Here is an 8,719-nt window from a genome sequence, read left to right on the forward strand (position 1 = left end):
TCATAAGAAAAGTCGAGAGATTGGATGCGAAAGGGGTTACGTGTCGGCGCGAAGGCCGCTAACTTCCTTGAAATGAACCGGTCATACACAGGTGGCCGGTTCAACGGCGCGACGGCGCGCGCCTGTTCTCCCCTCCACGGGACCGATCGTCCTCCTGCTGCCACCCCCCACCCCTCGGGAGACTCTGTGCGCACAAATCTGTCCAGACCCGGGCTCCTCCGTACGTTGGCGCTGGCGATGGTGTGTGCCGTCGGCTGCCTCACCCCCGGTACCGCGGCTGCGGCGCCGCCGGACCGGGAGCCGACTGCGGGCGCGGCTGCCCCGGTGTTCCAGCAGGTCACGCTCGCCAAGGGCGTGGCCGAGACGGGCGAGCCCATGACGCTGACGGTCCTGCCGGACCGATCGGTACTGCATACATCGCGCGACGGCACGGTCCGGCGAACCGACCCGGCAGGCAACACCGCCGTGGCGGGCAAGCTCAACGTCTACAGCCACGACGAGGAAGGCCTGCAAGGCATCGCGGCGGACCCGGACTTCGCGTCCAACCGTTTCGTGTACCTCTACTACGCCCCGCAGCTGAGCACGCCAGGCGGGGACGCCCCCTCCGACGGCTCGGCCTCCGACTTCACACCGTTCGACGGTGTCAACCGGCTGTCCCGGTTCGTGCTGAAGACCGACGGCAGCCTCGACCTGGCCAGTGAGAAGAAGATCCTCGACGTTCCCGCTTCCCGTGGCATCTGCTGCCATGTGGGCGGGGACATCGACTTCGACGCGGCCGGCAACCTCTACCTGTCGACGGGCGACGACAGTAACCCGTTCGCCTCGGACGGCTTCACACCGATCGACGAGCGGGCCTCCCGCAACCCCGCCTACGACGCCCAGCGTTCCGCGGGCAACACCAACGACCTGCGCGGAAAGGTGCTGCGCATCAAGGTCGACGCCGACGGGACGTACTCCATCCCGAGCGGCAACCTCTTCGCGCCCGGCACCGCCAAGACGCGCCCCGAGATCTACGCGATGGGCTTCCGTAATCCCTTCCGCATGAGCGTCGACAAGGCCACCGGCATCGTCTACCTCGGCGACTACGGCCCCGACTCCGGAACCGCCTCACCCGGACGCGGCCCCGAGGGCCAGGTCGAGTTCAACCGCATCACGCAGGCGGGCAATTTCGGCTGGCCGTACTGCACGGGAAAGAACGACGCCTACATCGACTACGACTTCGCCACCGGCAACTCAGGTGCCGCGTTCACCTGCGGCGCGCCCAAGAACACCTCACCGCGCAACACCGGTCTCACCGACCTGCCCCCGGCACAGCCGGCCTGGATCCCGTACAACGGCACCTCCGTACCCGAGTTCGGCGGCGGCTCCGAGTCCCCGATGGGCGGCCCCGTCTACCGCTACGACGCCGCATCCACCTCTGAGGTCAAGTTCCCGCAGGAGTACGACGGCGACTTCTTCGCGGGCGAGTTCGGGCGACGCTGGATCAAGCGCATCGAGGCGGGTGCCGACGGCACCGTGCAGTCCATCAACCCCTTCACCTGGAACGGCACTCAGGTGATGGACATGGCCTTCGGCCCGGACGGCGCCCTGTACGTCCTGGACTATGGCACCGGCTACTTCAACGGCGACTTGAACTCCGCCCTGTACCGGATTGAGTACGTCACCGACGGACTCGCACCTGCCGCCCAGGCCAAGGCCGACGTCACCTCCGGTACGGCACCCCTGGCCGTCACCTTCTCCTCGTCCGGCAGCGCGGATCCGGACGGCGGTGCTCTCACCTACGCCTGGACCTTCGGAGACGGGGCGACCTCCACCGCCGCCAACCCCTCCCACACCTACACGGCCAACGGCCAGTACACGGCCACGCTGAAGGTGACCGACCCGACCGGAAAGACCGCGACCGCGTCCGTGCAGATCACGGTCGGCAACACCGCGCCCACCGTCCGGCTCGACCTGCCCGCGGACGGCAGCATCCACGACTTCGGCGACGCGATCCCGTTCAAGGTCACGGTGACCGACCCGGAGGACGGCACCATCGACTGCTCCACGGTGAAGGTCTCGTTCATCGTCGGACACGACAGCCACGGCCACCCGCAGACCTCTGCGACCGGATGCACGGGCACGCTCCACACCCTGGCCGACGGCGAACACGACCCCAACGCCAACATCTTCGGTGTCATCGACGCCGAGTACACCGACAAGGGCGCGGGCGGCCAGCCCGCGCTGACCACGCACGACCAGCACGTCACCCAGCCCTCTCACCGACAGGCCGAGCACTACGGCGACTCCTTTGGCGTCGACGTCATCACCCACGCTCCGGCCCACGGCGGCAAGACCGTCGGAAACATCGACAACGGCGACTGGATCTCCTTCAAGCCGTACGCCCTCGCCAACGCCACCGGATTCACCGCCCGAGTCTCCTCCGCGGGCGCAGGCGGCACCCTCGAGGTCCGCACCGGCTCGCCGACCGGAACCCTCCTCGGCACGGCGACCGTACCGGTCACCGGCGGCTGGGAGACCTTCCAGGACGTGACGGCGGGCCTCGCCAACCAGCCCGGCAACACCACGCAGCTGTACCTCGTCTTCAAGGGCGGCAGCGGCGCACTCTTCGACGTCGACGAGTTCTCCTTCACCACCTCCGGCGGCGGAGCCGGCTCGGGCGCCGTGACGGGCGTCAACAGCAAGTGCCTGGACGTGGCGGACGGCGCGACGGGTGACGGCACGCAGATCCAGTTGTGGACGTGCAACGGTACGGCCGCTCAGAACTGGACGGCCGGTTCGGACGGCACCGTGCGGGCGCTGGGCAAGTGCCTGGACGTGTCCGGCGGCGGCAGTGCCGATGGGACGAAGATCCAGTTGTGGACGTGCAATGGCTCGGGAGCCCAGAAGTGGGCGCCGCAGTCGGACGGAACGGTCCGCAATCCGCAGTCCGGCAAGTGCCTCGACGCTTCCGGCGGTACCTGGAACGACGGCACGCCCGTCCACCTGTGGACCTGCCACACCGGCCCCAACCAGAAATGGACCCTTCCCTAGAAAGGAGGCGACCTGACATGCGTACGCGACTCACAGCAGGCATCGGCCTGTTCACCGGCCTCCTGCTCACCCTGACCCCGCACGCCACCGCCACGCCCGAACAGACACACCAGCCTGCCGACGTGATCCGCCAGACGGCACCGGCCGCCCCCGCCGCGAACCTCGCGGCGGCCGACCCGGCCTACAAGATCCTCGTGTTCTCCCGGACCGCCGGATTCAGGCATTCGTCCATCGACGAGGGCGTCGCAGCACTCCAATCCCTCGGAGCGGCCAACAACTTCACCGTGGACGCCTCCGAGGACCCCCAGGTCTTCACCACCGGCAACCTCGGCCAGTACAAGGCGGTCGTCTTCCTCTCCACGACCGGAGACGTCCTGGGCAACGCCCAGCAGACCGCCTTCGAGCAGTACATCAACAGCGGCGGCGGATACGTCGGCATCCACGCGGCCGCCGACACCGAATACGACTGGCCCTTCTACGAAGGCCTGGCCGGTGCCCTGTTCCACTCCCACCCCGCCATCCAGTCAGCCACCGTCCAGGTCGAGGACCGGGCGCACGATGCCACCGCCCACCTCGGAACCACCTGGCAGCGCACCGACGAGTGGTACAACTACCGGACCAACCCCCGCACCACCGCCCACGTCCTCGCCTCCCTCGACGAGTCCAGCTACACGGGCGGGAACATGCAAGGCGACCATCCCATCGCGTGGTGCAAGGACTACCAGGGAGGCCGGGCCTTCTACACCGGAGGCGGTCACACCGAAGAGTCGTACAGCGAATCCGCCTTCCGGCGCCACCTCCTGGGCGGCATCCGCTGGGCGGCAGGCATGACCGAGGCGGACTGCCGCCCGGAGAACGGCTACACCTCGCTGTTCGACGGCTCCTCCACCACCGGCTGGCAGCAGGCCGGCCCCGGCGGCTTCACCCTCGCCGACGGCAGCCTCACGTCCCACGGCGGGTTGGGCATGCTCTGGTACGCGGCCAAGGAGTTCACCGGCGACTACTCACTCAAGCTCGACTGGAAAGCCGCGGGCGACGACAACTCCGGTGTCTTCATCGGCTTCCCCGCCTCCGACGACCCCTGGTCCGCGGTGAACAACGGGTACGAGATCCAGATCGACGCCACCGACGCGGCCGACCGCACCACGGGCGCCGTGTACGGGTTCCAGTCCGCCGACCTCGCGGCCCGCGACGCGGCACTGAATCCGCCGGGGGAGTGGAACACGTACGAACTCCGGGTCACGGGCGAACGACTGGAGATCTTCCTCAACGGCCGAAGGATCAACGACTTCACCAACACCGACCCCGCCCGCAGCCTCCAGCAGGGCTACATCGGCCTCCAGAACCACGGCGACGGCGACGATGTCGCCTTCCGCGACATCCGGATCGACGCGGAGGACGACACCCCGCCCGGCCCCGTCACAGGTGCGGTGAAGGGAGTCAACGGCAAGTGCCTGGACGTGGCGAATGCCGGGACGGCGGACGGTACGCAGATCCAGTTGTGGACCTGCAACGCCACCAGCGCGCAGAGTTGGACGGCCGGTTCGGACGGTACGGTACGGGCGCTGGGCAAGTGCCTGGACGTGTCCGGTGGCGGCAGTGCCGATGGGACGAAGATCCAGTTGTGGACGTGCAATGGCTCGGGAGCCCAGAAGTGGGCGCCGCAGTCGGACGGAACGGTCCGCAATCCGCAGTCCGGCAAGTGCCTCGACGCTTCCGGCGGTACCTGGAACGACGGCACGCCCGTCCACCTGTGGACCTGCCACACCGGCCCCAACCAGAAATGGATCCTCCCCTGACCCGATGACCCTTCGGTACGCGTCTGCCGCCGAGCCCACCTGGAGGAGGCGGAAGGCCGAACCTGGCGGACCGCGGTCCGCCAGGTTCCGGCGACCGACGCCGCTCTGCTGCGGTTCGTGTCCCATCTGGGGCGCCGGGAAACGGAGTTGAGGGTGCTGCTCGCCCTCGCCGTACGGCCCGCGCTGCCAGGGCGGCGCCGGCAGGACCTGCCGGCCGATGCCGAGGACGAGTTCTGCCGGGACTGCGCGAGAGTGACCGCCGGCATCTGCGCTGTTTCAGACTGCGTGTCCGGGCTCGACGCCTGATGGGAAGCCGTGGATCCCGGATGCAGTGACGGAGTCGTCCTTGATCAGTGGCGGGCAGACGCTCCAGTCGGCGGCGATGCGCATCACGTGCTGTTCCGTGGGCATGGCGTCGTGCCAGGCGTCCCATTCGGGGTCTCCCCAGTCCTGGCGGATCTCTTCGCAGCCGACCAGCCCGACGCCGAGCTGCCTTTCGACGGCGGTGGGTTCTCCCCGGCGCAGGGGAACGTCACCGCTCATGCCTATGTAGCAGTAGGCGCGGGTCAGTTCACCGGATTCGACCTTGGCCCAGGCGTGGTACTCGCTGACACGGTCGGTGCCGAAGTACTGGAGGTCCCCGACACGCGCGGCCAGCGTCCGCAGCCAGGTGGGAAAGTCCGGGCGCGTGGGGTCGGTCTTGTGTGTCAGATGGATCCTGCCGTGGGCGAGTGTCCACTCCGGGACGGGTCTGGCCACGAAGACACCTTGCCGGTAGGCGAGTTCAGTGCCGGTAGTCCAATCGATGCGCTGTCGGTGCCGCAGATCGAGGGCATCGGCCACCTCTTCCGGCCCGGCGTCGCGCACCGCGAGCCATGACGTCTTGAATCCGAATGACATGAACAATCCCCACCGCGGTGTCCCTGGACCACGGGGGATCATCGCAGACGGCACTGACAATGGCGGTGTCCGCTTGCCGCGGCGTGGTGGTGCCGGCGTTCGTGAAGCCGTGCACGTTGCGTGTGTGACTGCAGGGGCTTCCTTGCCCGTCTACGCCGTCGGCCGGCTGGCCCCGGGCAGCGCGACGCGGCCCGGGGCCCGGGCCAGGAGGCACTCCGCAAGGCTCAGGGGCGGCACGGCAGCGGTGTTGCCGGGACGACCGCGACGAATGCACCCCGGCCACGGTGTTCTTCACACGTCGAGCCGCGCCGCTGCTGTCGCGGGGCTGCAGTTGCATTCGAGGTAGACGCGCACGGTCTCCCGGAGCAGCGCCTCTCGCGAATGCCCCAGGGCCCCGAGCTCGTCCCGGACGAAGCTTCGCGCCCGCTCCGGGTCCGAGGTGAGCAACGCCGCGAGCCGGACGTCCTCGAAGAGGACCGTGCGGTCGTGTGACCGGGCGGACGAGTGCAGCGTGACGCGGGCCGCTGCCTTCGCCTCTTCGTGCGTGGCTCGGAAGCCGTCGAGGCCGTGCGACGGGCGACCGGCCGAGACCAGGGCACCTGGCACCACGGGATCGAGCGGACCGCCGCACTCCGCGGGTCGGTGAACCCGCCCCATGCCCATACCTCGCGATTGTCCGACGGGATCACCAGGTGTGCGGTCGCGCCGATGCGCGTCAGGAGCTTGGCGGCCACCCGATCGGGTCCCTCCGACTCCGCGTCCTCGTCGCGAGCGTCGCGTCGCAGTATCAGGCCGACATGGATCCGGTCCGTGAGCTCGTACCGCAGCGCCTTGGCGGGGTCCGGGTCTGTGTGGTCGCCGCGCAGCAGAGTCCTGACCAGCTCCCCGATCAAGTGGCCATCAACGTGGACCGGCGGAACCGCAGTTTCACGGTCGCCTTCGCTGCGTACAACGAGACCGGCTACGAGTCCCTGACTCATGTCCTGCCCGACCGGGCGACCGGGTGGCAGCAGGGCACACTGCGGCAGACCTACTCCTGGACCGTGACGGTGAACGAATGAATACGGAGACGCGCGCGATGGCGCGAGTCCGTACCCGGACCTGGGACGGGCAGCGTCTGGCAGTGGCCGACCGGGTCTTCCGGGTGCCGGCCGTGGTGGTTCTGGCGGCCGGGTATCTGGGTTTGTGCTCGTTGCTGTTCCCGGCGCGAGCGGGGGTGCCGGAGCTGTTGCGGGACGCGCGAGAGGGTGACGTGTCCGTGGAGCAGGTGGTCAGCTCGGATGTCGGCGAGGTACGGGTCTTCTGGTCGACCGGGTATCTGCAGGACTACGAGTTCATTTACCACAACAAGGTCAGCCCGCTCGTGCGATTGGACGCCTTGGGCGTCCTGGACCTCCTCGTTCCCGTCCTGTACTGGCGGGTCATGCCCTACTTCGCCTGGCCGGTTGCGGTCTGTTGTGTCGTCGCGCTCGTGGGCATGGTGCTCAGGCGTGACTTGCGCTCACCGAGCGCGGGCTACTGGCTGTTGGCCTCGCTCGTGTTCGGCTTCGGCTTCCCGGCGTACTACTGGTCGGAACCTGGCCCGTTGTGGTCTGGCCGCGCCGCTTCCCGGGGCGACCGGCCCGCCCTGAGCGGCCTGCGTCTGGCGGGCGCGACCGTCTGCTGGGCGGCGTTGGGCACGGTAGCGGTGCTGACTATGGCGCTCTCGCGGGGCTGACGGCGTGACAGCCTCTGATGTCTCAGAACCCGTCCTTAACTGTCGAGGCGCAGAGTCCGGTCTCCGTTGGTGACGGTGGCGCCCGGACTGGTGGCTTGATCGTTCGGCGTGTCTTGATCGCTGCTGGATCCGTTGATTGGCTGGCGGCATGACTGATCTTGGACGTATCGGCTGGCCGCCTGCGCCGATGAGGGCCGAGCGAGTCGTGCTGCGTGAGTCTGAGGCTCGGGACCGTGCGGCGTTCATCGAGCTGCTGGCCTCGCCAGAGGTGCACACCTACCTCGGCGGTCCCCGCCGGCGCGAAGACCTTGAGCGCGAGCTGCCCGGGGTGCCCGAGCGCTGGCCGGGGAGTTTCGTCGTCGAGCTCGGCGGGGCGATGATCGGCCAGATCCTGCTCAGGAGAGCACCGGAGCACAGCCGCCCGGCTGCTGCGGGGAAGGTCGATCTCGGCTACATGTTCTTGCCACGAGCGTGGGGATCCGGATGCGCCGCCGAGGCGTGTGCGGCGGCACTGGACTGGTTCGACGGCGTCCTTCCCGGCGAGCCGGTCGTGCTCCACACCCAGACGGCCAACGTCGCCTCGATGCGCCTTGCGGCAAAGCTGGGGTTCACCGAGGTAGAGCGCTTCCACGCCTGGGACGCCGAACAGTGGCTCGGCCTCCGAGCCCCGCTCACGCCCCCCGAGTGACCTGACGCTCGACAGCGCGGATCCGCAGCACTGCAAGGACGGCGCCCGAAGGTGGTGTCCCCGCTTGCGGCGATGACGAAGGGCCGTACGAGCAGGGTCTGTTGGGTGATCACGCAGCGCGCCGCCAGCATGCCGGAGACCTACCGCGCCCACCACGCTCTGCGCTTCCCTGTCGAGTTCAGCGTGTTGAAGCAGGGACGGCCGGAGACCGGGACTGGCAGCCGGTGTTGGGGAAGTGCCCCCGGACTGCCTGTTGTTCGAGTTCGACGTAATGTCTCATGACGGGATCGGATCGGGCAGTGCGTCGAGCGGGAACAGGCGAAGGTTCCCGTCCTTTGCCGAGGACGACGTCGCTTTCGAGATCCGCGTCGCGATTCGGCCCGGGCCGCGTTGAGCGCCGGTATGGGGTCCTCAGCCGGCCGAGTCCGTCAGCCCGATGAAGGCTGGCAGTCCGCGTTCGTAGGCCCGCGTGGCTTGACAACAGCATTACTGACTTCCTCGGGGTGTTGTCGGGGGTGGTGACGGGTGGTGATCCCTGCGGTAGGCCGGTGGTATGCGGTACGCGCAGGGTGGCGGGCTGAC

The 8,719-nt window shown here is 68.5% G+C and carries 8 protein-coding genes; 6 read left to right on the top strand and 2 right to left on the bottom strand.

The genetic code is table 11. From position 1 onward, the window contains the following. The first annotated feature begins 237 nt into the window (after window positions 1-237). The 3 genes from ACFY0U_RS31030 (at window position 238) to ACFY0U_RS31040 (ending at window position 5,138) form a co-directional block, all read left to right on the top strand. On the top strand, window positions 238-3,033 hold the full coding sequence (locus tag ACFY0U_RS31030; RefSeq protein WP_388641473.1) for a PQQ-dependent sugar dehydrogenase: 2,796 nt from the start codon (window positions 238-240) through the stop codon (window positions 3,031-3,033). 17 nt (window positions 3,034-3,050) lie between these two features. Beyond that, on the top strand, window positions 3,051-4,832 hold the full coding sequence (locus tag ACFY0U_RS31035; protein WP_388641439.1) for a ThuA domain-containing protein: 1,782 nt from the start codon (window positions 3,051-3,053) through the stop codon (window positions 4,830-4,832). A 117-nt stretch (window positions 4,833-4,949) separates the two neighbouring features. Further along, window positions 4,950-5,138, top strand: coding sequence for a hypothetical protein (locus ACFY0U_RS31040; RefSeq protein ID WP_388641441.1), 189 nt, complete (start codon window positions 4,950-4,952; stop codon window positions 5,136-5,138). On the opposite strand, the gene ACFY0U_RS31045 is transcribed toward ACFY0U_RS31040, so the two are convergent. After that, complete coding sequence (locus ACFY0U_RS31045; protein ID WP_388641442.1) at window positions 5,109-5,732, bottom strand: hypothetical protein; 624 nt, start codon at window positions 5,730-5,732, stop codon at window positions 5,109-5,111. The genes ACFY0U_RS31040 and ACFY0U_RS31045 overlap by 30 nt on opposite strands. A 291-nt stretch (window positions 5,733-6,023) precedes the next feature. After that, window positions 6,024-6,341: a hypothetical protein gene (locus ACFY0U_RS31050; protein WP_388641443.1), complete on the bottom strand. Its 318-nt coding sequence runs from the start codon at window positions 6,339-6,341 to the stop codon at window positions 6,024-6,026. Between the two features lie 188 nt (window positions 6,342-6,529). On the opposite strand from ACFY0U_RS31050, the gene ACFY0U_RS31055 reads away from it, so the two are divergent. From ACFY0U_RS31055 to ACFY0U_RS31065, 3 genes are all read left to right on the top strand, one after another. Then, window positions 6,530-6,793 (top strand): hypothetical protein, encoded by a 264-nt coding sequence (locus tag ACFY0U_RS31055; RefSeq protein WP_388641445.1) that lies wholly within the window; start codon window positions 6,530-6,532, stop codon window positions 6,791-6,793. Then, the gene (locus ACFY0U_RS31060; RefSeq protein ID WP_388641446.1) at window positions 6,790-7,449 is read left to right on the top strand and encodes a hypothetical protein; all 660 of its coding nucleotides are present in this window, start codon (window positions 6,790-6,792) and stop codon (window positions 7,447-7,449) included. The genes ACFY0U_RS31055 and ACFY0U_RS31060 overlap by 4 nt, the downstream gene beginning before the upstream one ends. 148 nt (window positions 7,450-7,597) lie before the next feature. Beyond that, window positions 7,598-8,137, top strand: a complete 540-nt coding sequence (locus tag ACFY0U_RS31065; RefSeq protein WP_388641448.1) for a GNAT family N-acetyltransferase — start codon at window positions 7,598-7,600, stop codon at window positions 8,135-8,137. Window positions 8,138-8,719 lie beyond the last annotated feature (582 nt).

Origin of the sequence: Streptomyces sp. NPDC001536 (assembly GCF_042894505.1) — a bacterium.
Classification (GTDB): domain Bacteria; phylum Actinomycetota; class Actinomycetes; order Streptomycetales; family Streptomycetaceae; genus Streptomyces.

Excerpts from the sequence above, each read along its gene's own strand:
- ACFY0U_RS31030 (WP_388641473.1), top strand. The coding sequence starts at position 238 with ATGGTGTGTGCCGTCGGCTGCCTCACCCCCGGTACCGCGGCTGCGGCG.
- ACFY0U_RS31060 (WP_388641446.1), top strand. The coding sequence starts at position 6,790 with ATGAATACGGAGACGCGCGCGATGGCGCGAGTCCGTACCCGGACCTGG.
- ACFY0U_RS31055 (WP_388641445.1), top strand. The coding sequence starts at position 6,530 with ATGGATCCGGTCCGTGAGCTCGTACCGCAGCGCCTTGGCGGGGTCCGG.
- ACFY0U_RS31035 (WP_388641439.1), top strand. The coding sequence starts at position 3,051 with ATGCGTACGCGACTCACAGCAGGCATCGGCCTGTTCACCGGCCTCCTG.
- ACFY0U_RS31065 (WP_388641448.1), top strand. The coding sequence starts at position 7,598 with ATGACTGATCTTGGACGTATCGGCTGGCCGCCTGCGCCGATGAGGGCC.
- ACFY0U_RS31045 (WP_388641442.1), bottom strand. The coding sequence starts at position 5,732 with ATGTCATTCGGATTCAAGACGTCATGGCTCGCGGTGCGCGACGCCGGG.